We start from the raw sequence: 23,853 nt of genomic DNA on the forward strand, positions 1-23,853 counted from the left end.
TTTTTCGAAGCAGGTAGAAGAGGAGGCGTCTGATGTTAATTGGTCAAAAAATTAAAGAGATTCGGGTGGGGAAAGGCATTAGCCGTCCAGATTTTTGTGGAGATGAGCAAGAACTGACGGTTCGTCAACTATCACGAATCGAAAGTGGCGCTTCACAACCAAGTCTTCCCAAGTTAGACTACATTGCACGCCGTTTAGGAGTTCCAGCTTATAGCCTTATGCCAGATTTTACAGCCCTTCCTTCTGGTTACCTGGAGCTGAAATACCAGATTTTACGTGAACCAATCTATGGTAAAGAAGAGGAATACGATAAGAAAGAAGCATGCTTGGAAGAGATAGAGAATTTATTTTATGAGCAACTTCCTAGTGAGGAAAAAGTATGGTTTGATGCTACTAGAGCAACGATAGATGTTATTCGAAGTGGACGATCGGAATATGGGGAGACTGTGCTGGACGACTATTTTAAAAGAATTTATAATAAGGAATTGTTTTTGATAAATGAATTAGAGGTTATAAATTTGTATTTTGCTACGGTGCTTACAAAGATAAAACAAGGTCACAATCAGAATTTAGAAATTGACAGAATTCATTCGTTTTTATTTCGTTTGACAAATCACGTAGAATTAATTGCACCAGAATATCTTTTTGCGTTAAGTAATACTTTGTTTTCAGGTCTAGCTTGCTTGGATAATTTATCGTCTTATGATTCGCTATCAACTTATATATTCAGCCTTAATCAGATAATGGAAAAGACACAAGATTTTCAAAAAAAAACCAATAGTATTAATGTTGGAGTGGAAATTATCCCTGATAATAGAGAAAGATTATGTCTCTGCCGAACAGCTCTATCAAAAATCAAAGATATTCGCTGATATAATAGGGAATTCTTATTTAGTTACCATGTTGGAAAAACAATGGCAAGAAGATTTAAAAAAATATTTATAAAAATAGTGGGACAATGACAAAAATGTCACTACGGTTATCGCAAAACAGTTCTAAAGTTCGTCTTTAGAGCTGTTTTTTTAGATATAAGCTAAAAATGACAAGAAATGGTTAGATTTGAAGGACATTGATGTCATTGGTAGTGTGATAAATATGGAGTATAATAATTATAAAAAATCATTTCAGGGTGTTATCTTAACAATTTAGATAAAAACAAATAATTTTAGAATATCATTTGATAATATAATAGTATCAACGTTGATAATGGAAAGAGGAGCAAGTAACTCAATAATCTTGCTATAAAATCAGAGGAGAAAACAAAATGAAAAACAAAATTATAACAAAAACAGTAGTTGCTTTAAGTTGTTTTTTAACCTTAAGTACTGTTGCTCTTCCTTCTGCAACTGTTTTTGCTACTACATCTTCGGTTTCAGATAAAGCAACTCAACTTTCAAAACGTTCTAAGGCAATTAATAGTGAAGGAAAGCATATCTATGTAGATAATGGACGTATCTTAGAGTTTGATAAGGACACTGTTTCACAAGAGGATATTCAAGCTGCCAAAATGGACAGAGGGAAGTGGTCTACTGCAGTTAAAGCTATTCGAAAAGGTTATAATAGAGTCCCTTCAAATGTTAAAAGATGGATAAATCAATATATAGGTTTAAATGCGATACTGGGAACACTAGATCACTTTACTGGTTGGATTGAAGACGGAATCTACCAGGCCTGTAAGAGTGCAGGTATGCCAGATTGGATGGCTTGGACAGTAGCTAAAGCCTTGACCTTAATAGCACTATAGTTTATGAAAAAATTAATAAAATATATCCCATTCTTCTTTTGTTTACTATATTTAATAAACGGAATACTTGATCTATACACTTTAAATATTTTAGGTGCAATTTTTAAAATTATAATTAGTACTTTGGGTATAATAGTCACATATCCGTTTTATAAAGAAGGAAACGAATAATTTAAAGAAAGAATTTTGTAGTCAGTCTTATTTAGTTGTTCTTGTGCATAGTATGAATAATTCGTGTTTACCATTTGCGAGTGATAAATAATGAACTTTAAAAAATCGAAGCCATAAAGAAGCTGATTTTTTTGAATGTATGTTTCAGGAGAATCAGTAAGCCAGCTTTTAAAGATTACCAAACACTATCTTCCTTCACGAGGGAAGATAGTGTTTTAGTGTGATTTTCACCCCAAAATACCAAGGGAATATGATACAATAGAAGTAATCATATACGGTTTAATCAGGCTTGATAGCAAGCATTAGAAAAGTGCTCCACGGTATTAGCCTTGTGTGGAGTTAATGAGGAAAAGTTATGGGAATCTTTGATTTTTTAAAAAAGACGGAAACTGCAGAGGCAACTGAAATAACTAAAGCACAGAATGAAAGAGAAGAATCTAAAAACAATGCATGTGTGGGAGTTTTGGACTTTCTCCCTATGAAGGAAACGAATCAATTATTGATTGTTGGGAGTTTAGAAGGGACTCTCAAGGTTGGGGATCAGTTGCAGTTTTGCAATCCCGACCAAGGAATGGAAAGTCTTGGTACTGTAGAAGTTAAAAAACTTAGCAGTCAAAACAAAGATGCAGATAGTCTAACTGATGAAGTTCTTGCCCATCTAGTGGTTGATAGGACTCCTTCTTTGGATAAACTGAAAAAGGGAAGTGTGCTCTTTAGCTCAGGTATTGAGGAAGAACAAAAATTATCTAGCTACTCGGATGCTCTGTATCGTGCTTTTGTAGCCATCCAAGAGGGTCAGTTAACAAATGAAGACTATTTGGCAGCTAGCCTTGATGACAGCGTAGAGATTTTACGTCTCTTTTTATGGAAATGCCGTCAAAATCAGGAAACTGAAAGTGAAGAAAGCTATCAAGCCAACACTCGCAAGTTGGAAGGTCTAGCGGAAATCGTCAAGGATAAGTTGTTAGCAGCAGATTCGGTTTATGCAGTTTATTCGGAAAAAACAGGTGAACCCTATCTTTTCTCAACGACCTATGACAGGGGAGAAGAGGGCTATCTCTGTACGGATCCCATGATCATGCTTTTGACGTCATCTTGGTATCGCCAATTCAAGGAAACCATTGATAGCCGACCAAATTCAGTCGTAAAACTGATTGAAAATACGGAAGATAAAAAAGGGATTGAGAATTTCCTTGGGACAGCCTTTTACTTAAATGGTGCCTTGGGAGCAATCTTTAATTCCAAGGAAGTTAGCATCAGTGCCTCGGCCTTGGTTCAAAAACCAGATTATTCTAATTTGCCAGAAATACAAGTTCCTGTAATGAATCCTGACCTAGTAAGATGGATGTTGTTGATGGGACAATTGGATAGCCCGACCACAGAAGATGAAGAAGTAATTTATAAGCTCTATTATAAGTTCTTTTCAGAAGCTATGCCGAAAGCTAAATTCTTAATTCCTCTAGATGCTGCTTCGGAATTTAAGGGCGATAGTCAGGAAGGAAATTCCTTCGTTTTAGAAAAAGATTCTAGTTTCAACATTCCAGTCAAAGAAGGAAAAGATGGGCGAAATTCTGTGCCGGTATTTACCGATTGGAAACGTCTGCGAATGGTCTTTGACGAAAAATGGAATGGCATGATTGAAGAAGCAGGAGGCATGATTGAAGTTTTTGACTATGCCATTAATCCAACGGAATACTATGAAGCGGGTGCCTATGTTAGCCTAACAGCTTTTAAAGAGATGCAAAAGCTTGGCGAGGAACTAGAAGGCAGAGCTAACGGTTAAACAAAGAATGAAAATACGAGTTGATAGAGATTCTGTCTGTATGGGGGACGATGTTCTGTCGCATGAGATAGAATTTGATGTTCCTGAAGATATGACGGTGAAAGATTTTTTTGGTTTTCTAGAAAAGGAACGTTATTTGCCGTCTATTCAAGGAAATAATGTGGCCTGGGAACTCCATAATCGAAATGGGGAACAAGGTGTTTATTTCACTAAAACAGGAGAGATTATCCATCCAGATGGAGTATTAAAAGAGATGTTGGAAGGAATTGCTGAGACACCCTTATTTGTTTTGCTCTATCATTACACCCCGGAAGCATACTACATTAGTAAAGAGAATAAATGAGAATTGCAGATGATGTCCTGACCAAGGTTGAACTGGTCATGTATTGTTATCGTCCCTTTGTGCTTTTATGAAACATCTTTTTAAATGAATTCTAGGTTTTTGATTGGGGATGAAAAATTGGAAACTATATAGTTTTATCTACATCCTACTTGAACCACCAACCTTTTTCAAAGATTGTGAAAGGAAATGATATGGCAAATAGAAGTTATGTTTACTTAAAAAACGAAGATGAAGCTCGTATCTTAACAGAGGGAATTTACACAATACCCTATTTTTGGCAATTGTTTTGGGATGAAGAAGATTTAAAAGCTCCGATTGCTCTCTGGGAAACAGCAGAAAAACTAGAAGAAGATGAAGAGCAAGCAGAAAGATTTTACCAAGAGCAGAATGTAGATATCTTGCTTTCTATTGAAAAATTTCAGCAGAATGCCCTCAAAAACCGATCTTTTTTAGAAGAAAATGCCCCGCAATCCGTGCAACTATATGATGCCTTTGTTCGTTATATTCTTGCAAACGTAAAAGATGGTGATGTGCTCGGATTTGATCTTTTAGATGTTGTTTTTATGGACCAAGTGTCTGTTGTTTCTGATAAACTGTTAAAAAATATACGGGCTATTCGGGAAAATCAACCCAAAGATTTAGATTTTTCTTTGACTGAAAAGAACTTAATTGGTCTTGCTATGGGCTTTCCTGACTATTATGCTTCAGAATTATTGCCAGAAGACAATATTCTAGATTCGGTTGCCTATCAGGATGAACTGAAGAAAACGAACCCCCAAGAAGATAAGAAAGTGCTTGATACGACTGGATCTGATTCAAAAGGGAGCAAACCTCGTGTTCTTTTAGTGTTTTGGATTTTGTTGGCACTAGGAATTATGTGGGTTTTATATATTATTTTTAGCTAATAAATAGAAAAGAGAATAAATGAGAATTGCAGATTATAGCGTGACTAAGGCAGTGCTGGAGCGTCACGGTTTTACCTTTAAAAAATCCTTCGGGCAAAATTTCTTGACCGATACCAATATCCTTCAAAAAATCGTGGATACGGCTGAGATTGATGACCAGGTTAATGTTATTGAGATTGGACCAGGTATTGGTGCCTTAACCGAATTTTTGGCTGAGCGTGCAGCAGAAGTTATGGCCTTTGAGATTGACCACCGTTTGGTACCAATCCTAGCGGATACCTTGCGTGATTTTGACAATGTGACTGTAGTCAACGAGGACATTCTAAAAGTTGACCTAGCGCAACATATCCAAAATTTTAAAAATCCTGACTTACCAATCAAGGTAGTAGCAAACTTGCCTTACTATATCACAACCCCTATTCTCATGCACTTGATTGAAAGTGGCATTCCTTTTAGTGAGTTTGTGGTTATGATGCAAAAAGAAGTGGCAGATCGTATTTCCGCTCAACCAAATACCAAGGCATACGGTAGCCTGTCGATTGCTGTGCAGTACTACATGACAGCCAAGGTGGCCTTTATCGTTCCTCGTACGGTTTTTGTGCCAGCGCCAAATGTGGACTCAGCTATCCTAAAAATGGTACGCCGTCCAGAGCCAGCGGTTGCGGTAGAAGATGAGAACTTTTTCTTTAAAGTTTCTAAGGCTAGCTTCACTCACCGCCGCAAGACCTTGTGGAACAACTTGACAGGTTACTTTGGCAAGACTGAGGAAATCAAGGACAAGCTGACCAAGGCTTTGGATCAGGCTGAACTGGCACCAAGTGTACGTGGTGAAGCTCTCAGTTTGGCAGAATTTGCTCGCCTAGCAGATGCACTTAAAGGACAAGGACTCTAAGATGCAGGGACAAATCATTAAAGCCTTGGCCGGCTTCTACTATGTGGAAAGTGATGGTCAAGTTTATCAAACACGCGCGCGTGGGAATTTCCGTAAAAAAGGTCACACGCCTTACGTTGGAGACTGGGTAGAATTTTCTGCGGAAGAGAACTCAGAAGGCTATATTTTGGAAATTCATGAACGAAAAAATAGTCTGGTTCGCCCGCCCATTGTCAATATTGACCAAGCCGTTGTCATTATGTCAGTTAAAGAACCTGACTTTAATAGCAATTTATTGGATCGCTTCTTGGTTCTCTTGGAACATAAGGGCATTCATCCAATCGTTTATATTTCTAAAATGGACCTCTTGTCAGATCGAGGAGAGCTGGATTTTTACGAGCAGACCTATGGTGCTATTGGTTACGACTTTGTAACCAGTAAAGAGGAGCTCTTGCCAATATTGACAAACAAGGTGACAGTCTTTATGGGGCAGACAGGTGTTGGTAAGTCAACCCTTCTTAATAAAATCGCACCTGACCTTAATCTTGAGACGGGAGAAATCTCTGATAGTCTAGGTCGAGGTCGCCATACTACTCGAGCTGTTAGTTTTTACAATCTCAATGGTGGTAAAATCGCAGACACGCCAGGATTTTCATCTCTGGATTATGAAGTGACAACAGCAGAAGACCTTAATCAGGCCTTTCCAGAAATTGCCTCTGTTAGTCGAGATTGCAAGTTCCGTACATGTACTCATACTCATGAGCCATCTTGCGCAGTCAAACCAGCAGTCGAAGAGGGTATCATTGCGAGCTTCCGTTTTGATAACTATTTGCAATTTCTAAGTGAGATTGAAAATCGCAGAGAAACCTATAAAAAAGTCAGCAAAAAAATTCCAAAATAAGGAGAAACCTATGTCTCAATACAAGATTGCTCCGTCAATTCTGGCAGCAGATTATGCCAACTTTGAACGTGAAATTAAACGCCTAGAAGCAACTGGGGCAGAATATGCCCATATCGATATCATGGATGGTCACTTTGTGCCACAAATCAGCTTTGGTGCAGGTGTGGTCGAAAGTCTTCGCCCTCATAGCAAGATGGTTTTTGACTGCCACTTGATGGTCTCTAATCCAGAGCATCATTTAGAAGACTTTGCGCGTGCAGGTGCAGATATCATCAGCATTCACGTAGAGGCAACACCGCATATCCATGGTGCCCTCCAAAAAATTCGTTCTCTAGGTGTCAAACCATCGGTTGTTATCAATCCTGGTACACCGGTTGAAGCGATTAAGCATGTCCTTCATCTAGTTGATCAAGTTTTGGTCATGACGGTGAATCCTGGCTTCGGTGGACAAGCTTTCCTACCTGAAACCATGGATAAGGTTCGTGAGTTGGTTGCCCTTCGTGAGGAAAAAGGTTTGAATTTTGAAATTGAAGTGGATGGCGGGATTGATGATCAGACCATTGCTCAAGCCAAAGAAGCTGGCGCTACAGTTTTTGTAGCGGGATCTTATGTCTTTAAGGGAGATGTCAATGAACGAGTGCAAGCTCTCAGAAATCAACTGGACTAAAGTTGCAGTTTTTGCAGGGGGAGACCGCGGTCACTACCGGACAGATTTTGACTGTTTTGTCGGTGTGGATCGAGGCTCACTCTGGGTATTGGAAGAAGAACTTCCTCTTGCTTTAGCAGTTGGGGATTTTGATTCTGTGACTGTAGAAGAACGTCAGTTGATTCAAGAACGTGCCCAGCACTTTGTCCAAGCTCAGCCAGAGAAGGATGATACCGATCTAGAACTAGCACTGTTAACGATTTTTGAAAAAAATCCTCAGGCTCAGGTGACCATTTTTGGAGCCCTAGGTGGTCGCATCGATCATATGCTGGCCAATGTCTTTCTACCCAGCAATCCTAAATTGGCACCCTATATGCGCCAAATAGAGATTGAGGATGGGCAAAATTTGATTCGTTACTGTCCAGAAGGAACCAGTCAACTTGAACCACGTTCGGACTATGATTATTTGGCCTTTATGCCTGTGAGGGATAGTCGTTTGACAATACTCGGTGCCAAGTATGAACTGACAGAGGAGAATTTTTTCTTTAAGAAAGTTTATGCTTCTAACGAATATATAGATAGGGAAGTGTCAGTGACTTGCCCAGATGGCTATGTGGTCGTCTTGCATAGCAAAGATAGGAGGTAGGATGGAAAGTTTACTTGTTGTTTTATTAGTTGCTAATCTAGCCGGCCTCTTTCTTATTTGGCAAAGGCAGGACAAGCAGGAAAAATATCTGACCAAGAGCTTGGAGGATCAGGCAGATAACCTATCAGACCAGCTAGATTATCGATTTGAACAAGCTCGACAAGCTAGTCAGCTGGATCAAAAAAATCTAGAAGTAGCTGTTAGTGACCGTTTGCAAGAAGTGCGAATCGAGTTGCACCAAGGCTTAACTCAAGTTCGGCAAGAAATGAATGAGAACCTCCTCCAAACAAGAGATAAGACTGACCAACGCCTCCAAGCCTTGCAGCAATCAAATGAGCAACGCTTAGAACAAATGCGCCAGACAGTCGAGGAAAAGTTAGAAAAGACCTTGCAGACACGCTTACAGGCCTCCTTTGAGACAGTTTCCAAACAACTGGAGTCTGTCAATCGAGGTCTGGGTGAAATGCAGACTGTTGCGCGAGATGTCGGTGCGCTAAATAAAGTTCTTTCCGGAACTAAGACTCGAGGTATTCTGGGAGAATTGCAACTGGGACAGATTATTGAAGATATCATGACACCTGCCCAGTATGAACGAGAATTTGCAACGGTGGAAAATTCGAGTGAGCGAGTCGAATACGCCATCAAGTTGCCTGGACAAGGTGACCAAGAATATGTCTATCTACCAATCGACTCTAAGTTTCCATTGGCGGATTATTACCGTCTGGAAGAAGCCTATGAAGCAGGTGACAAGGAGGAAATCGAGCGTTGTCGTAAGTCTCTCCTAGCAAGCGTCAAGCGTTTTGCTAAGGATATTAAGAGTAAGTACCTGGCACCACCTCGGACAACCAATTTTGGAGTTTTGTTTGTACCGACAGAAGGTCTTTACTCAGAAATCGTTAGAAATCCGATTTTCTTTGATGATTTGAGACGGGAGGAACAGATTATTGTTGCAGGTCCAAGTACCTTGTCGGCTCTTCTTAACTCCTTATCGGTTGGCTTCAAAACTCTCAATATCCAAAAGAGTGCTGACCATATCAGTAAAACCCTAGCTAGTGTCAAAACAGAATTTGGCAAGTTTGGAGGTATTCTGGTCAAGGCACAAAAACATCTCCAACATGCCTCTGGCAATATTGATGATTTATTAAACCGTCGTACTACAGCTATCGAGCGAACGCTTCGTCACATTGAGTTATCAGAAGGTGAGCCTGCGCTTGATTTACTACAATTCCAAGAAGATGAGGAAGAATATGAAGATTAGTCACATGAAGAAAGATGAGCTTTTTGAAGGCTTTTACCTGATCAAGTCAGCTGACCTGAGACAGACACGTGCTGGGAAAAACTACCTAGCCTTCACCTTCCAAGATGATAGTGGAGAAATCGAAGGGAAGCTATGGGATGCTCAACCCCACAATGTTGAAACCTTTACAGCAGGGAAAGTAGTCCATATGCAAGGTCGTCGTGAAGTGTACAACAATACGCCTCAGGTTAATCAAATCACCCTTCGCTTACCACAACCTGGCGAACCAAATGACCCAGCGGACTTCAAGGTTAAATCTCCAGTAGATGCCAAAGAGATTCGTGAGTATATGGCGCAGATGATTTTTAAAATTGAAAATCCAATTTGGCAGCGAATTGTTCGGAATCTCTACACCAAGTATGACAAGGAATTCTACTCCTATCCAGCTGCTAAGACCAACCATCATGCTTTTGAAACAGGTCTTGCTTATCATACTGCCACTATGGTTCGTTTGGCAGAAGCAATTGCAGATATTTATCCTCAGCTTAATAAGAGCTTGCTCTACGCTGGGATTATGTTGCATGACCTAGCCAAGGTTATTGAGTTGACAGGCCCAGACCAGACAGAGTATACAGTGAGAGGAAATCTTATCGGACATATTGCCTTGATTGATAGCGAGATCACCAAAGCAGTAATGGAGCTTGGCATTGATGACACCAGAGAAGAGGTTGTACTTCTTCGCCATGTCATTCTCAGTCATCATGGTCTCCTTGAGCATGGTAGTCCAGTTCGTCCTCGAGTGATGGAAGCAGAAATTATTCATATGATTGATAATTTGGATGCCAGCATGATGATGATGACAACAGCTCTGGCCCTTGTTGATGAGGGAGAAATGACCAATAAAGTCTTTGCTATGGACAATCGTTCCTTCTACAAGCCAAAATTAGACTAGAAACTAAAAAAATGAACTTTATTTAGGCAATAAAGTTCGTTTTTTTGCTTTAGTGTGATATAATGAGAAAAAGACTAAATAAAAAAGAATGGTAAAAATATAATGAAATTAAGAAGAAGTGATCGGATGGTTGTCATTTCCAATTACTTGATTAACAATCCATACAAATTAACCAGTCTCAACACCTTTGCGGAAAAGTATGAATCTGCCAAATCGTCTATTTCTGAAGACATCGTCATCATTAAACGTGCTTTCGAAGAAATTGAAATCGGTCATATTCAAACGGTGACAGGTGCTGGTGGTGGTGTTATTTTTACACCATCGATCTCTACCCTTGAGTCTAAAGCGATTATCGAAGAGCTTCGTGATAAACTTTCAGAGAGTGACCGCATTCTTCCAGGTGGCTACATTTATTTATCTGACCTATTGAGCACTCCAGCTATTTTGAAAAACATCGGTCGCATTATTGCCAAGAGCTTTATGGATCAGAAGATTGATGCCGTTATGACTGTTGCGACCAAAGGGGTTCCGCTCGCAAATGCAGTGGCAAATGTCCTCAACGTACCATTTGTCATTGTCCGTCGCGACTTGAAAATCACTGAAGGTTCAACTGTTAGTGTCAACTATGTTTCAGGTTCTAGTGACCGTATCGAAAAGATGTTCCTTTCAAAACGTAGCCTCAAAGCAGGAAGTCGTGTCTTGATCGTCGATGACTTCTTGAAGGGTGGAGGAACCATTAACGGGATGATTAGCCTCTTGTCTGAGTTTGATTCAGAGTTGGCTGGTGTAGCTGTCTTTGCTGATAATGCACAGGAAGACCGTGAACAACAGTTCGACTACAAGTCACTCTTGAGAGTCACAAATATTGATGTGAAGAACCAACAAATTGCTGTTGAAGTTGGAAATATCTTCGATACAGAAAAATAAGAATTGACTTGAAATACAAAGGTTGGAACTTTCGTCCCAGCCTTTCTTTGATAATGAATATGAAGGAGTTCTATGAAAACACCATTTATTAAACGTGATGCCTTAGAAAAGATTGTTGAGGAGTTTCCAACCCCATTCCATCTTTACGATGAAAAAGGGATCCGCGAGAAAGCACGCGCAGTAAACAAAGCCTTTTCTTGGAATAAGGGCTTTAAAGAATACTTCGCAGTTAAAGCAACCCCAACTCCAGCTATCTTGAAGATTTTGCAAGAAGAAGGATGTGGAGTGGATTGTTCTAGTTATGTAGAACTCTTGATGAGTCACAAGCTTGGGTTTACAGGGGCGGATATGATGTTTTCATCTAATAACACCCCAGATAGAGAGTATGCTTATGCGCGAGAATTAGGTGCGACGATTAATTTAGATGCTTTTGAAGATATCGAACATTTAGAGCGTGCAGCAGGCATCCCTGAGATTATCTCTTGCCGGTACAATCCTGGTGGCGTATTTGAACTGGGTACGGACATTATGGATAATCCTGGTGAAGCTAAGTTCGGGATGACCAAGGAACAGCTTTTTGAAACCTTTGCAATCTTGAAAGAAAAGGGAGCTAAAACCTTTGGGATTCATTCCTTCCTAGCTTCCAATACAGTGACCCATCTCTACTATCCAGAATTAGCACGTCAGCTTTTTGAATTGGCAGTAGAAATCAAGGAAAAGTTAGGTATTTCACTGGATTTTATCAATCTTTCAGGTGGTATCGGGGTTAACTATCGCCCAGATCAAGAACCTAATGACATTGCTTTGATTGGTGAGGGAGTTCGTCAGGTTTATGAAGAAGTCCTCACACCAGCAGGTCTTGGTCAGGTTAAAATCTTTACAGAACTAGGACGTTTCATGTTGGCACCTCATGGAATTCTAGTTACAAAAGTTACTCATAAAAAGAAAACCTATCGTACTTATCTAGGAGTAGATGCGTCAGCTGTCAACCTGATGAGACCGGCTATGTATGGTGCCTATCACCACATCACCAATATGATGCATCCTGATGGTCAGACTGAAGTGGTTGATGTTGTTGGCTCTCTTTGTGAAAACAACGACAAGTTTGCAGTTAATCGTGAACTACCTCAAACAGAAATTGGTGATTTGTTAGTCATTCATGATACAGGTGCGCATGGATTCTCTATGGGTTACCAGTACAATGCCAAACTTCGTTCAGCAGAAATTCTCTATACAGAGGATGGTGGAGCACGATTGATCCGCCGAGCAGAGCGACCAGAGGACTATTTTGCGACTCTCTATGGGTTTGACTTTGACAAGGATTAGAAGATTTTTGAAAATCATGAAAGTTGAAAGTGAAAAACAGATTGTTTTCTAAAAAATAGGCAAAATCTGTGGTTTTTCTTTTCAGTCATGGTATAATAAAGACTATAAAACGTTTTCAAGGAAGGTAACGATATGTCTGAGGAAATAATTGACTATGGACAAGTGACAGGAATGGTGCATTCGACAGAGAGTTTTGGGGCGGTAGATGGCCCTGGAATTCGTTTTATTGTCTTTTTGCAAGGCTGTCAGATGCGTTGCCAATACTGCCATAACCCAGATACTTGGGCTATGGAAACCAATAAATCTCGTGTACGAACAGTAGATGATGTTCTAGAAGAAGCGCTTCGTTATCGTGGTTTCTGGGGAGACAAGGGAGGTATCACAGTCAGCGGAGGAGAAGCCCTCTTGCAGATTGATTTCTTGATTGCCCTCTTTACCAAGGCAAAAGAAAAGGGTATCCACTGTACCTTGGATACTTGTGCCCTTCCATTCCGTAACAAACCACGCTATCTAGAAAAGTTCAACAAGTTAATGGCCGTGACAGATTTGGTTCTCCTTGATATCAAGGAGATTAACGAAGCACAACACAAGATTGTAACCAGTCAAACCAATAAAAACATTCTGGCTTGTGCTCAGTACTTGTCAGAAATCGGTAAACCTGTTTGGATTCGTCACGTGCTAGTGCCAGGATTGACAGACAGAGATGAAGATTTGATTGAACTTGGTAAGTTTGTAAAAACTCTCAAAAATGTTGATAAGTTTGAAATCTTGCCTTATCACACTATGGGTGAGTTCAAATGGCGTGAGCTTGGGATTCCATATTCCCTTGAAGGAGTTAAACCTCCAACAGCAGATCGCGTCAAGAATGCTAAGGAATTGATGGATACAGAAAGCTATCAAGATTACATGAAACGTGTACATGGATAAATTGAAAGAAGAGGTCGAGATTTTTTCTCGGCCTCTTTTTGACTATAGAAAAGGCTCAGCATTTAAGCTAAGCCTTTTATTTTTTATCTAGAATGTTGTTTTCCAGCATTGCGTTTTTTGTTTTTCTTCTTGTTAGAAGTTGTGATAGCTGTTGCTGGTTCAGGGGTTACATCTTTACGATTGCTTGAAGTTTTGCTTGCTTTTGGTGGGTTCTTAGCAAATTCTTCACGTACTTTTTTACGAAGTTTTGGACGAACGATGTAGTTGATGATGAATTGTTGAAGAATCATCATGAAACCACCGACAACCCAGTAAAGTGTAACACTGGCTGGTGAGAAGACAGAGAACACGACAATCATGAGAGGGCTCATATAGAGCATCTTCTTGATTTGTTCTCTTTGAGTTTCATCCTCAACTCCATGTAAAGAAAGGAGTGATTGAAGATAGTATAGGATACCAGCAAAGGCAACCAAAATCATACTAGGTGAGCCTAGAGGAATTCCTAGGTAGCTTGCTTGGGCAACTCCTTCAGTATGTTGGGCAGCAAAGTAGATAGCAGAGAAGAAAGGCATTTGAATGAGGATAGGGAAACATCCCACGCCGCCAAACATGCTGATGCCGTGCTCTTTTTGAGCAGCAAAGAGAGCTTGTTGAGCTTCTAATTTTTCTTCTTGAGTCGTTGCTTCTTTCAGACGAGTCTGATGTGGTTCAAGGACGTGCTTGAGAGCATTCATCTTCTCAGAGTGAAGCGTTGCTTTCCATGATTGGTAGATACCAAGTGGGAGGATAATCAAGCGAACGATAATGGTTACGATGATGATTCCAACACCGAAACCGAGACCTTGATCATTAGCGAAGTATTTGATAGCTTCTCCCATTGGAGCACCCAAGAAATCCCAAACGGGACCAGTTGGGAGTCCTGTTGATTTATCAACCTGGACACAACCAGTTAAGACTAATAGCATAGCCACTCCCATGACTGAGAGAGCGATTCGTTTAATTGATTTCACTGTTTTTATTCCTTCTTTAAAAATTATACCTTTCTATTCTACTGTTTTTTTGGAAAATATACAATAGTTCTAGAGACCTAATTTGCGACTTTGAAGTCTGAATAGGATGGAAAGTTACTCAATTGAACATCAAGATAGGTTACTTTAGAGAATGGGGTAGGGCCTTTTCGAATCTCTTGGATAAACTTGGCCATGATGGCAGAAGACTCAGCCTGAGCTAGAATTTCAACGGTTCCGTCATCGTTATTCCAGACACGACCCGTAATGCCACCTAGTTCTAGAGCTAGGGTATAGACACCCCAGCGGAAGCCCACTCCTTGGACGCGACCTTGGACGATCATTTTAACCTTTTGCATACCAAACCTCCTTGATTGTGTTATAATATTTCTATGACTATTATAACCTCTAAAGCCAATTCTGTGGTGAAAAATGCCAAAAAATTGCATCAAAAAAAATATCGGAAAACCTCATATCTGATTGAGGGATGGCATCTGTTTGAAGAAGCTATTCAGGCAGGTGCAAAGATTGAGAAAATTTTTGCCCTCGCAGAGTATGGTGAAAAATTAGTAGACTATCCTCAGACTGTCCTTGTGACAGAAGAAATCTTGCTCGATTTAGCAGATTCTCAAACTCCTCAGGGCATTGTTGCCATTGTTCAAAAGGAGGATGAGCAGTTACCAGATTTGAGACAAGGAAAGTATCTCTTTTTAGAAGATGTGCAGGATCCTGGAAATGTTGGGACCATGATTCGGACGGCAGATGCAGCAGGTTTTTCTGGAGTCATCGTTTCCAGCAAGTCAGCAGATATCTATAGCCTCAAAACGCTTCGCTCCATGCAAGGCAGTCATTTCCATTTGCCGATTTATCGCATGTCTGTCGAAGGGTTTGTGGAACAAGCTAAAAAGAGCGGTTTACCAATTCTAGCAACCACCTTGTCCCAGAACTCTAAAGATTATCGTGAACTGGCTCGGTTAGAAGATTTTGTCTTAGTCATGGGGAATGAAGGTCAAGGCATTAGCCCATTCATGACAGACCAGGCAGACCGATTGGTCCACATCAGCATGAAAGGGCAAGCGGAAAGCCTCAATGTCGCCATTGCGGCAGGCATACTCATGTTTTATTTGAGTTAAATGATTTAATTTTTGTTATAATCAGTAAAAAAAGATTTCATAAGGAGAAAAAGATATGAATCAAACAATTATTCAAGAACGTTCAGGTTTGAATCAATTTTATGCAAAAGTTTATGCTTTTGTAGGGATTGGGATCGCCTTATCTGCACTTGTTTCAGCCTTAATGTTAACAACCTTCCAAGACCTTCTTGTTCAGTTGATGTTTAACGCCCGCATATGGTTAATCGTAACAGGAGTAGTTGAAGTTGCTCTTGTAATTGCAGCAAGTAATATGGCTTATAAAAATAGCCCAGCAGCTCTTCCGATGTTTCTCATCTATTCAGTAGTGAACGGTTTTTCACTGAGTTTCATCGTGTCGCTCTATCTACCAGGAACGGTTCTAACGGCTTTCATTTCTAGCGCTGCCCTCTTCTTTGTCATGGCAATTATTGGAGTTGTGATTAAAAAGGACTTGAGTGGTATCGGGCGTGCTTTGATTGCAGCCTTGGTAGGTCTCATTTTAGCTATGATTGTTAATGTATTCTTAAACAGTGGTCTCTTCGACTACATTATCAGTATTGTCATGGTTCTTGTTTTTGCAGGTTTGATTGCTTGGGATAACCAAAAGATTCGCTATGTTTATGAAGAATCAAATGGTCAAGTCGCTACAGGTTGGGCAATTTCTTTGGCGCTTAGCCTCTACCTTGACTTTATCAACCTCTTCCTTAGCTTCTTGCGTATCTTTGGAAGTGACGATTAATACTTTTAGAGCTCAAATGAGCTCTTTTTTTTAATTTTTACTTTTATTTTTACTGGCAAAAGGGTATAATCATCTTATTATTTAAAAGGAGAGATGTATGAAGAAAAGTTTTATTCATCAACAGGAAGAAATTTCCTTTGTAAAAAATACCTTTACCCAGTATTTGAAAGATAAATTAGAAGTTGTGGAAGTGCAGGGACCAATCTTGAGTAAGGTTGGGGATGGGATGCAGGATAACCTTTCAGGGATTGAACATCCAGTTTCTGTTAAGGTTTTGCAAATCCCAGATGAAACCTATGAAGTGGTGCATTCCCTTGCTAAGTGGAAACGCCATACCTTAGCCCGTTTTGGTTTTGGTGAAGGAGAAGGCCTCTTTGTTCACATGAAGGCTCTTCGTCCAGACGAAGATTCCCTAGATGCGACTCACTCAGTCTATGTAGACCAGTGGGACTGGGAAAAAGTTATTCCAAACGGACAGCGCAATCTTGCCTATCTAAAAGAAACGGTAGAAAAGATTTATAAGGCTATTCGTTTGACAGAGTTAGCAGTAGAAGCTCGCTACGATATTGAGTCAATTCTACCTAAACAAATTACTTTTATCCATACTGAAGAGTTGGTTGAACGCTATCCAGACTTGACACCTAAAGAACGTGAAAATGCTATCTGTAAGGAATTCGGTGCGGTCTTCCTAATTGGTATCGGTGGAGAATTGTCAGATGGAAAACCTCATGACGGACGTGCACCAGACTATGATGACTGGACAACTGAGTCTGAAAATGGCTATCATGGCTTGAATGGGGACATCCTTGTTTGGAATGATAACTTGGGTGCAGCCTTTGAATTGTCTTCAATGGGCATTCGTGTCGATGAAGATACCCTCCGTCGCCAAGTAGCTATCACAGGAGATGAAGACCGTCTAACTTTAGAATGGCATAAGGCTCTCCTAAATGGACTCTTCCCATTGACAATTGGTGGAGGAATTGGCCAATCTCGTATGGCTATGTTCCTGCTTCGTAAGAAGCATATCGGTGAAGTCCAAACCAGTGTTTGGCCACAAGAAGTGAGAGACACCTACGAAAATATTCTTTAATCAATCGAGCCGTAAGGTTCGATTTTCTTTTTTTGATAAGAATTTGGTATAATATACGGTATGAAAATCGTATCAGGAATCTACGGTGGGCGTCCTTTAAAGACGCTGGACGGTAAAACGACAAGGCCAACATCAGATAAGGTTAGGGGCGCTATTTTTAATATGATTGGCCCCTACTTTGAAGGAGGGCGCGTGCTAGATCTTTATGCTGGAAGTGGTGGTCTATCCATCGAAGCAGTCTCAAGAGGAATGTCGAGTGCCGTTCTGGTCGAGAGGGATCGCCGAGCCCAGAACATAGTCGCAGAAAATATTCGGATGACCAAGGAAACTTCTAAGTTTCAATTATTGAAAATGGAATCTAGTCGTGCATTGGAGCAGGTGGATGGTGTCTTTGACCTTATCTTTTTGGATCCTCCCTATGCAAAGGAACAGATCGTGTCCGACATTGAAAAAATGGCAGAGAGAAATCTTTTTTCAGAAGATGTCATGGTGGTATGTGAGACCGATAAATCAGTAGAACTTCCAGAAGAAATCGCCTGTTTGGGTATCTGGAAAGAAAAAATATATGGGATTAGTAAGGTGACGGTTTATGTCAGATAAGATTGGGCTATTTACAGGTTCCTTTGATCCAATGACAAATGGGCATATGGATCTCATTGAGCGTGCAAGTAAACTCTTTGATCAATTGTATGTAGGGATTTTTTATAATCCACACAAAGCTGGATTTTTACCGATAGAGAACCGAAAGAAGACTGTTGAAAAAGCAGTAGCACATCTCAAAAATGTCAACGTCATAGCTTCTCATGATGAATTAGTCGTTGATGTTGCTAGAAGATTAGGTGCGGAGGTCTTGGTGCGTGGTTTACGCAATGCTACAGATCTTCAGTACGAAGCAAGCTTTGATTTCTACAATCATCAATTAGCAGCAGAGATGGAGACAATCTACCTCCATAGTCGGCTAGAGCATTTATACATCAGCTCTTCAGCTGTGAGAGAACTATTGAAATTTGGTCAAGATATTAGTGAGTATGTACCAAATGCTATCCTAGAGGAGTTAAACAATGAAGAAAAAAACTAGATGGCCCCTATATCTCATTATTGGGCTCATTATCACATTTATAGCTTTTACGGTGCCCCTGCCTTATTATATAGAGGTTCCAGGGACTTCGGAAGATATTCGAAAGGTTTTACAGGTCAATAATCAACCTGACCAAGAGGAGGGTTCTTACCAATTTGTGACGGTTGGAGTTAAACATGCTAGAGTGGTTGACTTGTTTTATGCTTGGCTAACTCCTTTCACGGATATACATAGTGCTAAAGAGATGACAGGTGGTTCGTCGGATGCAGAGTTTATGCGAATCAACCAGTTTTACATGGAAACTTCGCAAAATATGGCCAAATATCAAGGTCTGAAAACGGCGGGTAAGGAAATTGAACTCAAATATCTGGGTGTTTATGTGTTGACTGTAACAGATAACTCGACTTTCAAGGGGGTTCTCCATATTGCTGACACCGTAACCGCTGTGAATGATAAGACTTTTGAAAGTTCCAAGGAGATGGTCGACTACGTCAACTCTCAAACGCTAGGTGACAAGGTTAAGGTTACTTACCAAGAAGATGGGAAAGTCAAAACTGCCGAAGGAAAAATTATTACTCTGGAAAATGGAAAAAATGGTATCGGAATCGGCTTGATTGACCGTACTGAAGTATCTAGTGATGTACCAATCAAGTTTTCAACGGCTGGCATTGGTGGACCTAGTGCTGGGATGATGTTTAGTTTATCCATCTACACGCAAATTGCAGATCCTACTCTTCGAAATGGACGAATTATTGCCGGTACAGGAAGCATCGATAGAGATGGTAACGTAGGTGATATTGGTGGAATTGATAAAAAGGTTGTCGCTGCAGCTAAAAAGGGAGCTACTGTATTTTTCGCTCCTAATAATCCAGTAACTGAAGAAGCTAAAAAGGCCAACCCAAATGCCAAGAGTAACTATGACACAGCTGTAGAAGCTGCTCAAATGATTAAAACTGACATGAAGATTGTCCCAGTTAAAACGCTTCAAGATGCGATTGACTATTTAAAAAATAATCCCTAGTAGTAGGCGAATCCCTAAACTAGCGTAGAAAAAAAGAAGATGGTATAATAGGCAAATGATTCAATTGTTTTTTACCCTTAGTAGTCATATGTTTTTTGTATACCTAGTCTTTCAGCTCTTGAAAGATTTGGTCAGATGGGATCAAATTTTGAAGGTGACAAAGGATAATGCGAAGAAGGTTCGACTCTTGGTAGTATTGTGTAGTATCGGTTTAGGATATCTGATTAGTTCCTTTTTCTTGAATCTCTACCAACTCTGGCAAGAAGCAGTTAGAACGCTATTCTAAAATTGTAAGTGAAGGAAAATACTCTATGGAAAAAATTGTAGTTCAAGGTGGCGATAATCGTTTGGTTGGAAGTGTTACCATCGAGGGCGCAAAAAATGCAGTTTTACCACTGCTTGCAGCAACTATTTTAGCAAGTGAAGGAAAAACTGTTTTAAAAAATGTTCCAATCTTATCAGATGTCTTTACCATGAATCAAGTAGTTCGTGGATTAAATGCAAAAGTAGACTTTGATCAGGATGCTCATATTGTCGAAGTTGATGCAACTGGGGATATCACAGAAGAAGCTCCCTATAAGTATGTCAGCAAGATGCGTGCTTCTATTGTAGTATTGGGGCCAATCTTGGCTCGTGTAGGACACGCAAAGGTTTCTATGCCAGGTGGATGTACCATCGGTAGTCGCCCTATCGACCTTCACCTAAAGGGACTCGAAGCAATGGGGGCTCAAATTACTCAGACAGCAGGTTATATTGAGGCTAAGGCGGAACGCTTGAAGGGCGCACATATTTACATGGACTTCCCTAGTGTAGGTGCTACTCAAAACTTGATGATGGCGGCAACTCTTGCAAATGGTGTGACTGTCATTGAAAATGCTGCGCGTGAACCTGAGATTGTCGACTTGGCTGTTCTCTTAAATAAAATGGGTGCCAAGGTCAAGGGTGCCGGTACAGAAACTATTACCATTATTGGTGTTGAGCAACTACACGGTGCAACCCATAATGTTGTGCAAGACCGTATTGAAGCAGGGACCTTCATGGTAGCAGCTGCCATTACAGGTGGAGATGTCTTGATTCTGGATGCTATCTGGGAACATAATCGCCCCTTGATTGCTAAATTACAGGAAATGGGTGTTGAAGTCATCGATGAGGACGAAGGAATTCGTATTCGTTCTCAACGTGAAAAATTAAAGGCTGTTCATGTTAAGACACTTCCACATCCAGGATTTCCGACAGATATGCAAGCGCAGTTCACTGCTCTAATGACCGTTGCTCAAGGTGAGTCAACTATGGTAGAGACTGTATTTGAGAATCGTTTTCAACATTTAGAGGAAATGCGTCGTATGGGTTTGCACTCTGAAATCATCCGTGATACCGCCCGTATTATCGGCGGACAGCAACTCCAAGGTGCAGAAGTTCTATCGACAGACTTACGTGCCAGTGCAGCCTTGATTTTGACAGGCTTGGTAGCTGAAGGCGAAACAGTTGTAGGAAAGCTTGTCCATTTAGATAGAGGTTACTACCGTTTTCATGAAAAATTAGCCCAGTTAGGAGCTAAGATTGAACGGGTAAGTGTGGAAGCTGATGAAGATGAATAAACGATCCAAATATGTGTTGCGTCGCTTGATCCTAGTAGTTGTAGTATTACTATTGGGAGCTTTAGCTCTAGCCATTGGTTTGATGATTGGCTATGGTATTCTAGGAAAAGGACAAGACCCTTGGGCTATTTTAGCGCCAGCAAAATGGCAAGAACTCATCGCCAAATTTACAGGAAAATGAGAGTGGGACAGAAATCGGTAATTCGTTAGAATTCGATTTCGTTGTCCCACCTCCGCACAGTTGAGTAGGGCTGTAAAAGCTGATGAAATCAGCGTAGTAGAGTCCACTCAGCCACTGCGTCTTGATCGACAATCCAAAGACAATTGAGAGGCTAGGACTTTTGTCCCAGCTTCTTTTCTAGGAAGTGAAATTAAGGAGAAAATATGAATAAAAAAACCAGACAGGCTCTAATTGGTCTCTTGCTCTTTTTACTCTTGTCGGCAGGAAGCTACTATATTAAACAAATACAGTCTTCCAACACCTCGCCACAAGCACAAGTAAAACAAAAATCACAGTCGTCTGATACTCCAAGTCAAGAACTGGCTGAAAGTGTACTGACCGATTCAGTTAAAAAACAAATTAAGGGTACTCTAGAGTGGAATGGCGCAGGAGCCTTTATCGTCAATAACAATAAAACCAATCTAGACGCCAAGGTTTCAAGTAAACCCTATGCCGATAATAAAACAAAGACTGTAGGAGGAGAGACAGTTCCCACAGTAGCGAATGCAATCATGTCAAAAGCGACCAGACAGTACAAGGACCGTGAAGAAACTGGCAATGGTTCAACATCTTGGACGCCTGCGGGTTGGCATCAGGTTAAGAATCTAAAGGGAAGTTACAACCATGCGGTCGATAGAGGGCATTTGTTGGGCTATGCCTTAATCGGTGGTTTAGATGGCTTTGATGCTTCTACTAGCAATCCTAAAAACATTGCCGTACAGACAGCTTGGGCCAACCAAGCGCGTGCAGAAGATTCGACAGGCCAAAACTATTATGAAAGTCTGGTTCGAAAAGCTCTAGATCAAAACAAACGAGTGCGTTACCGTGTGACGTTGCTCTATGCATCTGAGGAAAACTTGGTGCCGTCCGCATCGCAGATTGAAGCCAAGTCCTCTGATGGGGAGTTGGAGTTTAATGTCGTTATTCCAAATGTCCAAAAGGGAATTCAGTTAGATTACCGAACTGGTGAGGTCACAGTCACAAAAAATAACTAATTTATCAAGAGGTTGAGGAAAAATCCCAACCTCGTTTTTTATTAGTCATGAACTGTAGAAACGATTGCTTGTTTTTTGCTTTTCTTATTTTAAAGAGCTTTTTTGAAGATTCACAAGGCTTGAACTAGGGCATCGAAACTTGGGTTGCAGTTCTCTATTCCACAACCCTGTATCATAGAAATTAAAAATTAATGTGTAGAAATTGGAAAATATGGTATAATAGTTTCAATTATACTTTTTAGGAGAAGGAAAATGGAAGACCCGAGCAGTCAGGATTTGTTACTGCAATTTGTTTTATTAGTTGTTTTGACCTTTTTAAATGCCTTTTTCTCTGCAACAGAGATGGCCCTGGTTTCACTTAGTCGTTCACGTGTTGAGCAAAAAGCTGAAGAGGGAGATAAACGCTATATCCGTTTACTAAAGGTACTTGAAAACCCAAATCACTTTTTATCAACCATTCAAGTTGGTATCACCTTAATTACGATCTTGTCAGGGGCTAAACTAGCAGATTCACTTGGAGAGTTGATCGCCTCTTGGATGGGAAATAGCGAAACTGCCTATGCGGTAGCTAGCTTCTTATCATTAGCTTTCTTGACCTATATTTCTATCGTTTTTGGTGAGCTTTATCCTAAACGCATTGCTCTAAATCTTAAGGATGCCTTGGCTATTCGAACAGTACCGTTTATTATTGCTCTTGGTAAGATTGTGAGTCCCTTCGTTTGGATGCTTTCAGCATCAACTAATCTCTTGAGTCAATTGACACCGATGACATTTGACGATGCAGATGAAAAAATGACTCGTGATGAGATTGAGTACATGTTGTCTAAGAGTGAAGAAACCTTGGATGCTGATGAAATTGAAATGTTACAAGGGATTTTCTCGCTAGACGAGCTCATGGCACGTGAAGTCATGGTTCCTCGAACCGATGCTTTCATGGTAAATATTCAGGATGACACTCAAACCATTATCCAAAGTATCTTAAAACAGAATTTTTCTCGGATTCCTGTTTATGATGGGGATAAGGACAATGTTATTGGATTGATTCATACTAAGAGTCTCCTTAAAGAAGCCTTTGATAGCGGGTTTGACAATATTGTCTGGAAGCGAATCTTACAAGATCCACTCTTTGTACCTGAAACTATTTTTGTGGATGATTTATTAAAAGAGTTTAGAAATACTCAAAGACAGATGGCTATCCTTCTGGATGAGTATGGAGGTATGGCTGGTCTAGTTACGCTGGAGGATCTCCTTGAGGAGATTGTCGGTGAAATTGATGATGAAACTGACCGAGCTGAAGTTTATGTTCATACAATTGGCGAAGATACCTATATCGTCCAAGGGACAATGAATTTAAATGACTTTAATGCTTACTTCGATGTTGAACTTGAAAGTGATGATGTAGATACAATTGCTGGTTATTATTTGACTGGTGTAGGGACTATTCCAACAACTGAAAAACTTAGCTATGAATTGGAAAGTGCAAACAAACATATTACATTGACTAATGACAAAGTCAAAAATGGTCGTGTGACCAAGCTGAAGGTTCAAATTCAAGAACTCGAATCAGAAGAAGAAACAGAATAGAACAAAAGC

The 23,853-nt window shown here is 40.3% G+C and carries 26 protein-coding genes and 1 pseudogene; 25 read left to right on the plus strand and 2 right to left on the minus strand.

The annotated features are described in order from the left end of the window. Nucleotides 1–32 precede the first annotated feature (32 nt). The 14 genes and pseudogenes from K1I67_RS03480 (at nt 33) to pflA (ending at nt 13,379) form a co-directional block, all read left to right on the plus strand. A pseudogene (locus K1I67_RS03480) lies at nt 33–945 on the plus strand (XRE family transcriptional regulator). 319 nt (nt 946–1,264) lie between these two features. Continuing rightward, the gene (locus K1I67_RS03485) at nt 1,265–1,744 is read left to right on the plus strand and encodes a hypothetical protein (RefSeq protein WP_223338769.1); all 480 of its coding nucleotides are present in this window, start codon (nt 1,265–1,267) and stop codon (nt 1,742–1,744) included. Nucleotides 1,745–2,270: 526 nt separating this feature from the next. Next, entirely contained in the window at nt 2,271–3,698 is a 1,428-nt protein-coding gene (locus K1I67_RS03490; protein WP_223338770.1) for an SseB family protein, read from the plus strand. A gap of 7 nt (nt 3,699–3,705) precedes the next feature. Next, a complete protein-coding gene (locus tag K1I67_RS03495; RefSeq protein WP_223338771.1) occupies nt 3,706–4,041 on the plus strand; it encodes a hypothetical protein in 336 nt (111 codons plus the stop codon). Between the two features lie 191 nt (nt 4,042–4,232). Then, complete coding sequence (locus K1I67_RS03500) at nt 4,233–4,946, plus strand: dimethyladenosine transferase (RefSeq protein ID WP_223338772.1); 714 nt, start codon at nt 4,233–4,235, stop codon at nt 4,944–4,946. A 19-nt stretch (nt 4,947–4,965) separates the two neighbouring features. After that, on the plus strand, nt 4,966–5,838 hold the full coding sequence (rsmA, locus tag K1I67_RS03505; RefSeq protein WP_223338773.1) for a 16S rRNA (adenine(1518)-N(6)/adenine(1519)-N(6))-dimethyltransferase RsmA: 873 nt from the start codon (nt 4,966–4,968) through the stop codon (nt 5,836–5,838). 1 nt (nt 5,839) lies between these two features. Continuing rightward, on the plus strand, nt 5,840–6,718 hold the full coding sequence (rsgA, locus tag K1I67_RS03510; RefSeq protein ID WP_223338817.1) for a ribosome small subunit-dependent GTPase A: 879 nt from the start codon (nt 5,840–5,842) through the stop codon (nt 6,716–6,718). A gap of 10 nt (nt 6,719–6,728) precedes the next feature. After that, entirely contained in the window at nt 6,729–7,385 is a 657-nt protein-coding gene (gene rpe, locus K1I67_RS03515; protein ID WP_223338775.1) for a ribulose-phosphate 3-epimerase, read from the plus strand. Continuing rightward, nucleotides 7,348–8,010 carry a thiamine diphosphokinase gene (locus tag K1I67_RS03520; protein WP_223338776.1) on the plus strand — a complete coding sequence of 221 codons (663 nt, stop codon included), beginning with the start codon at nt 7,348–7,350 and terminating at the stop codon, nt 8,008–8,010. Before rpe ends, K1I67_RS03520 begins: the two co-directional genes overlap by 38 nt. 1 nt (nt 8,011) lies before the next feature. After that, on the plus strand, nt 8,012–9,268 hold the full coding sequence (gene rmuC, locus K1I67_RS03525; protein ID WP_223338778.1) for a DNA recombination protein RmuC: 1,257 nt from the start codon (nt 8,012–8,014) through the stop codon (nt 9,266–9,268). Continuing rightward, nucleotides 9,258–10,199: a 3'-5' exoribonuclease YhaM family protein gene (locus K1I67_RS03530; RefSeq protein WP_223338781.1), complete on the plus strand. Its 942-nt coding sequence runs from the start codon at nt 9,258–9,260 to the stop codon at nt 10,197–10,199. The genes rmuC and K1I67_RS03530 overlap by 11 nt, the downstream gene beginning before the upstream one ends. 102 nt (nt 10,200–10,301) lie before the next feature. Then, nucleotides 10,302–11,126, plus strand: coding sequence for a pur operon repressor (purR, locus tag K1I67_RS03535; protein WP_045762704.1), 825 nt, complete (start codon nt 10,302–10,304; stop codon nt 11,124–11,126). Nucleotides 11,127–11,198: 72 nt separating this feature from the next. Continuing rightward, nucleotides 11,199–12,452 (plus strand): diaminopimelate decarboxylase, encoded by a 1,254-nt coding sequence (locus tag K1I67_RS03540; RefSeq protein WP_223338783.1) that lies wholly within the window; start codon nt 11,199–11,201, stop codon nt 12,450–12,452. A 132-nt stretch (nt 12,453–12,584) separates the two neighbouring features. Further along, nucleotides 12,585–13,379, plus strand: a complete 795-nt coding sequence (pflA, locus tag K1I67_RS03545; protein WP_001287990.1) for a pyruvate formate-lyase-activating protein — start codon at nt 12,585–12,587, stop codon at nt 13,377–13,379. 83 nt (nt 13,380–13,462) lie between these two features. Here the strand turns inward: pflA and yidC are convergent, their stop codons facing one another. After that, nucleotides 13,463–14,389, minus strand: a complete 927-nt coding sequence (yidC, locus tag K1I67_RS03550) for a membrane protein insertase YidC (RefSeq protein ID WP_223338784.1) — start codon at nt 14,387–14,389, stop codon at nt 13,463–13,465. 77 nt (nt 14,390–14,466) lie between these two features. After that, nucleotides 14,467–14,745, minus strand: coding sequence for an acylphosphatase (locus K1I67_RS03555; RefSeq protein ID WP_223338785.1), 279 nt, complete (start codon nt 14,743–14,745; stop codon nt 14,467–14,469). 33 nt (nt 14,746–14,778) lie between these two features. Between K1I67_RS03555 and K1I67_RS03560 the strand changes: the two genes are divergently transcribed. The 11 genes from K1I67_RS03560 (at nt 14,779) to K1I67_RS03610 (ending at nt 23,844) form a co-directional block, all read left to right on the plus strand. Next, nucleotides 14,779–15,519, plus strand: a complete 741-nt coding sequence (locus K1I67_RS03560) for a TrmH family RNA methyltransferase (RefSeq protein WP_223338787.1) — start codon at nt 14,779–14,781, stop codon at nt 15,517–15,519. Nucleotides 15,520–15,574: 55 nt separating this feature from the next. Beyond that, on the plus strand, nt 15,575–16,258 hold the full coding sequence (locus tag K1I67_RS03565) for a Bax inhibitor-1/YccA family protein (RefSeq protein WP_223338788.1): 684 nt from the start codon (nt 15,575–15,577) through the stop codon (nt 16,256–16,258). A 97-nt stretch (nt 16,259–16,355) separates the two neighbouring features. Then, the gene (asnA, locus tag K1I67_RS03570) at nt 16,356–17,348 is read left to right on the plus strand and encodes an aspartate--ammonia ligase (protein ID WP_000747986.1); all 993 of its coding nucleotides are present in this window, start codon (nt 16,356–16,358) and stop codon (nt 17,346–17,348) included. A gap of 60 nt (nt 17,349–17,408) precedes the next feature. After that, nucleotides 17,409–17,948: a 16S rRNA (guanine(966)-N(2))-methyltransferase RsmD gene (gene rsmD, locus K1I67_RS03575; RefSeq protein WP_004251658.1), complete on the plus strand. Its 540-nt coding sequence runs from the start codon at nt 17,409–17,411 to the stop codon at nt 17,946–17,948. Further along, a complete protein-coding gene (gene coaD, locus K1I67_RS03580; protein WP_223338789.1) occupies nt 17,938–18,426 on the plus strand; it encodes a pantetheine-phosphate adenylyltransferase in 489 nt (162 codons plus the stop codon). The genes rsmD and coaD overlap by 11 nt, the downstream gene beginning before the upstream one ends. After that, nucleotides 18,410–19,447: a SepM family pheromone-processing serine protease gene (locus K1I67_RS03585; RefSeq protein WP_223338791.1), complete on the plus strand. Its 1,038-nt coding sequence runs from the start codon at nt 18,410–18,412 to the stop codon at nt 19,445–19,447. Before coaD ends, K1I67_RS03585 begins: the two co-directional genes overlap by 17 nt. 55 nt (nt 19,448–19,502) lie before the next feature. After that, nucleotides 19,503–19,733 (plus strand): DUF1146 family protein, encoded by a 231-nt coding sequence (locus K1I67_RS03590; RefSeq protein WP_000615324.1) that lies wholly within the window; start codon nt 19,503–19,505, stop codon nt 19,731–19,733. Nucleotides 19,734–19,758: 25 nt separating this feature from the next. After that, on the plus strand, nt 19,759–21,045 hold the full coding sequence (gene murA, locus K1I67_RS03595) for a UDP-N-acetylglucosamine 1-carboxyvinyltransferase (RefSeq protein ID WP_075232239.1): 1,287 nt from the start codon (nt 19,759–19,761) through the stop codon (nt 21,043–21,045). Next, complete coding sequence (locus K1I67_RS03600; protein ID WP_075232238.1) at nt 21,038–21,226, plus strand: DNA-directed RNA polymerase subunit beta; 189 nt, start codon at nt 21,038–21,040, stop codon at nt 21,224–21,226. The genes murA and K1I67_RS03600 overlap by 8 nt, the downstream gene beginning before the upstream one ends. Before the next feature lie 203 nt (nt 21,227–21,429). Beyond that, nucleotides 21,430–22,260 carry a DNA/RNA non-specific endonuclease gene (locus tag K1I67_RS03605; RefSeq protein ID WP_223338792.1) on the plus strand — a complete coding sequence of 277 codons (831 nt, stop codon included), beginning with the start codon at nt 21,430–21,432 and terminating at the stop codon, nt 22,258–22,260. 252 nt (nt 22,261–22,512) lie between these two features. Beyond that, on the plus strand, nt 22,513–23,844 hold the full coding sequence (locus tag K1I67_RS03610; RefSeq protein ID WP_223338796.1) for a hemolysin family protein: 1,332 nt from the start codon (nt 22,513–22,515) through the stop codon (nt 23,842–23,844). Nucleotides 23,845–23,853 lie beyond the last annotated feature (9 nt).

The organism is Streptococcus infantis (assembly GCF_019929575.1).
Classification (GTDB): Bacteria; Bacillota; Bacilli; order Lactobacillales; family Streptococcaceae; genus Streptococcus; species Streptococcus infantis_L.

Bases quoted from the DNA above. Each gene is read 5' to 3' on its own strand.
- K1I67_RS03485 (WP_223338769.1), top strand. From the start codon at position 1,265: ATGAAAAACAAAATTATAACAAAAACAGTAGTTGCTTTAAGTTGTTTT.
- K1I67_RS03490 (WP_223338770.1), top strand. From the start codon at position 2,271: ATGGGAATCTTTGATTTTTTAAAAAAGACGGAAACTGCAGAGGCAACT.
- K1I67_RS03495 (WP_223338771.1), top strand. From the start codon at position 3,706: ATGAAAATACGAGTTGATAGAGATTCTGTCTGTATGGGGGACGATGTT.
- K1I67_RS03500 (WP_223338772.1), top strand. From the start codon at position 4,233: ATGGCAAATAGAAGTTATGTTTACTTAAAAAACGAAGATGAAGCTCGT.
- rsmA (WP_223338773.1), top strand. From the start codon at position 4,966: ATGAGAATTGCAGATTATAGCGTGACTAAGGCAGTGCTGGAGCGTCAC.
- rsgA (WP_223338817.1), top strand. From the start codon at position 5,840: ATGCAGGGACAAATCATTAAAGCCTTGGCCGGCTTCTACTATGTGGAA.
- rpe (WP_223338775.1), top strand. From the start codon at position 6,729: ATGTCTCAATACAAGATTGCTCCGTCAATTCTGGCAGCAGATTATGCC.
- K1I67_RS03520 (WP_223338776.1), top strand. From the start codon at position 7,348: ATGAACGAGTGCAAGCTCTCAGAAATCAACTGGACTAAAGTTGCAGTT.
- rmuC (WP_223338778.1), top strand. From the start codon at position 8,012: ATGGAAAGTTTACTTGTTGTTTTATTAGTTGCTAATCTAGCCGGCCTC.
- K1I67_RS03530 (WP_223338781.1), top strand. From the start codon at position 9,258: ATGAAGATTAGTCACATGAAGAAAGATGAGCTTTTTGAAGGCTTTTAC.
- purR (WP_045762704.1), top strand. From the start codon at position 10,302: ATGAAATTAAGAAGAAGTGATCGGATGGTTGTCATTTCCAATTACTTG.
- K1I67_RS03540 (WP_223338783.1), top strand. From the start codon at position 11,199: ATGAAAACACCATTTATTAAACGTGATGCCTTAGAAAAGATTGTTGAG.
- pflA (WP_001287990.1), top strand. From the start codon at position 12,585: ATGTCTGAGGAAATAATTGACTATGGACAAGTGACAGGAATGGTGCAT.
- K1I67_RS03555 (WP_223338785.1), bottom strand. From the start codon at position 14,745: ATGCAAAAGGTTAAAATGATCGTCCAAGGTCGCGTCCAAGGAGTGGGC.
- K1I67_RS03560 (WP_223338787.1), top strand. From the start codon at position 14,779: ATGACTATTATAACCTCTAAAGCCAATTCTGTGGTGAAAAATGCCAAA.
- K1I67_RS03565 (WP_223338788.1), top strand. From the start codon at position 15,575: ATGAATCAAACAATTATTCAAGAACGTTCAGGTTTGAATCAATTTTAT.
- asnA (WP_000747986.1), top strand. From the start codon at position 16,356: ATGAAGAAAAGTTTTATTCATCAACAGGAAGAAATTTCCTTTGTAAAA.
- rsmD (WP_004251658.1), top strand. From the start codon at position 17,409: ATGAAAATCGTATCAGGAATCTACGGTGGGCGTCCTTTAAAGACGCTG.
- coaD (WP_223338789.1), top strand. From the start codon at position 17,938: ATGTCAGATAAGATTGGGCTATTTACAGGTTCCTTTGATCCAATGACA.
- K1I67_RS03585 (WP_223338791.1), top strand. From the start codon at position 18,410: ATGAAGAAAAAAACTAGATGGCCCCTATATCTCATTATTGGGCTCATT.
- K1I67_RS03590 (WP_000615324.1), top strand. From the start codon at position 19,503: ATGATTCAATTGTTTTTTACCCTTAGTAGTCATATGTTTTTTGTATAC.
- murA (WP_075232239.1), top strand. From the start codon at position 19,759: ATGGAAAAAATTGTAGTTCAAGGTGGCGATAATCGTTTGGTTGGAAGT.
- K1I67_RS03600 (WP_075232238.1), top strand. From the start codon at position 21,038: ATGAATAAACGATCCAAATATGTGTTGCGTCGCTTGATCCTAGTAGTT.
- K1I67_RS03605 (WP_223338792.1), top strand. From the start codon at position 21,430: ATGAATAAAAAAACCAGACAGGCTCTAATTGGTCTCTTGCTCTTTTTA.
- K1I67_RS03610 (WP_223338796.1), top strand. From the start codon at position 22,513: ATGGAAGACCCGAGCAGTCAGGATTTGTTACTGCAATTTGTTTTATTA.